Origin of the sequence: Roseisolibacter sp. H3M3-2 (assembly GCF_029211165.1) — a bacterium.
Classification (GTDB): Bacteria; Gemmatimonadota; Gemmatimonadetes; order Gemmatimonadales; family Gemmatimonadaceae; genus Roseisolibacter.
Genome location: NZ_JARGEK010000612.1, coordinates 1 through 1652, shown reverse-complemented (window position 1 = coordinate 1652; position 1652 = coordinate 1). Strand labels below are relative to the sequence as shown.

The window sequence follows — 1652 nt, the reverse complement described above, 5'->3', positions numbered from 1 at the left end:
GGCCGGGGCGAGCGACGCCGCGCTGCGCGCGCTGGCGGCGCGCGCCGCGGCCGGCGACGCCGACGGGCTCGCGCGCGTGGTCGAGTACCGCACCACGGCCGGCGACGCGCGCCGCAGCACGGTCGGCCAGATCCTGTCGCACGTGGCGCTGCACGGCGCCTACCACCGGGGGCAGGTCGCGATGCTCGTCCGCGACGGCGGCGGGGCGCCGTCGTCCACCGACTACGCCCTGTACGTCTGGAGCGCCGCCGACCGCGCGCCCTGACGGTGCCGTCCCCCTGGCTCGCGCTCGCCGCGACGCTCCTGGCCGCGCTCGGCGCCGGCCACTCGTACCTCGGCGAGCGGCACTTCCTCCCGCGCCTGTTCGCGCGCGGCCCGACGGCGCCGCACTTCGCCGCCGACGGCTTCTCGCGCCGCACGCTGCGCTTCGTCTGGCATCTCGCCAGCGTCGGCTGGTGGGGCGCGGCCGCGCTCTGCGGTGTGCTGGGGCGCGGCGACGCGGCGGGCGGGCTGCGCGTGGTCGCGGCGACGGTGCTCGCCTCGGGCGTCGTCACGGCGGCGGGCTCGCGCGGGAGGCACCCGGCGTGGGCGCTGTGCGTCGTGATCGCGGCCGCCGCGTGGCGCGGGGCGTCGTGAGCCGCGTGAGCGGCGTGCGCGGCACCGTGCTGCTCGTGCACGGGCTCGGGCGCGGCCCGTGGTCGATGTGGCCGCTCGCCCGCGCGGCGCGCCGGCACGGCTACGCGGTGCGGAACTGGGGCTACGCCTCGCGCCGCGGCGACGCCGCCGCCCTCGCCGCGCCGCGTCCCGGCGAGCTGGCGCGCCTCGCCGACGCGGGCGCGGGGCCGGTGCACGTGGTGACGCACTCGCTCGGCGGGATCCTCGTGCGCGCCTGCCTCGCGCGCGCCGGCGCCGCGCGCCAGCGCGCCGCGCTCGGGCGGGTGGTGATGCTGGCGCCGCCGAATCACGGCTCCGAGCTGGCCGAGCGGCTGCGCGAGGGGGCGCTGCCGCGCCGCGTGCTGGGGCCGGCGATGGCGGCGCTGGGCACCGGGCCGGAGGCGGTGCCGCGGCGCCTCGGCGCGTTGCCCGCCGGGGTCGAGGTGGGGGTGATCGCCGGCGACCGCGCCTTCGCCCCGCTGCTCGGCCGCTGGCTCCCGGCGCCGCACGACGGCAAGGTGTCGGTCGCCAGCGCGCGCGTCGACGGCATGGCGGACTTCGCCGTGGTGCGGCGCGGGCACACCTTCCTGATGTGGGCGCCCGAGGTGCGGCGCGACGTGTTCGCGTTCCTCGCCGGGGGCCGCTTCGCAGCGCGCCCCGACGCGACGCCCGACGCGTCAGCGCGGCGGGGCTGACCCGAGCGGCACCCGCAGCGGCGTCTCGCGCCCCGGCGTGGGGAGCGGGAGCGGCGTCGCCGCGTCGAAGGCGGCGCGCTGCGCGGGGGTCAGCTCGGCGCGCACCTCCTCGTGCATGCGCGCCAGCACGGCGCGTAGCGCGGGGACGACGGCGCGCAGCACCGAGTCGGACTCGTGCCGCCGCCGCGTCACCACCGCCACCAGGCGCGCGCGCTGCGCCGCGTCGTGCCGCAGCGTGTCGAGCGCGGGCGGGAGCTCGCCGGCGCGGACCACGACGTTCGCCGGCGCGGCCGCGGGCGGCGG

Annotated in this window: 4 protein-coding genes; 3 read left to right on the top strand and 1 reads right to left on the bottom strand. The window is 81.1% G+C overall.

The window, feature by feature from the left end; genetic code table 11:
- From PYV61_RS25095 to PYV61_RS25085, 3 genes are all read left to right on the top strand, one after another.
- Positions 1-265 (top strand): DinB family protein (locus PYV61_RS25095; protein ID WP_275836617.1); only part of this gene is annotated, 265 nt, incomplete at its 5' end.
- 2 nt (positions 266-267) lie between these two features.
- Entirely contained in the window at positions 268-636 is a 369-nt protein-coding gene (locus PYV61_RS25090; RefSeq protein WP_275836616.1) for a hypothetical protein, read from the top strand.
- Positions 633-1349, top strand: coding sequence for an alpha/beta fold hydrolase (locus PYV61_RS25085; protein WP_275836615.1), 717 nt, complete (start codon positions 633-635; stop codon positions 1347-1349). The genes PYV61_RS25090 and PYV61_RS25085 overlap by 4 nt, the downstream gene beginning before the upstream one ends.
- Here the strand turns inward: PYV61_RS25085 and PYV61_RS25080 are convergent.
- A partial coding sequence (locus tag PYV61_RS25080) for a hypothetical protein (protein WP_275836614.1) occupies positions 1332-1652 on the bottom strand: 321 nt, incomplete at its 5' end. The two genes, PYV61_RS25085 and PYV61_RS25080, sit on opposite strands and share 18 nt — an antisense overlap.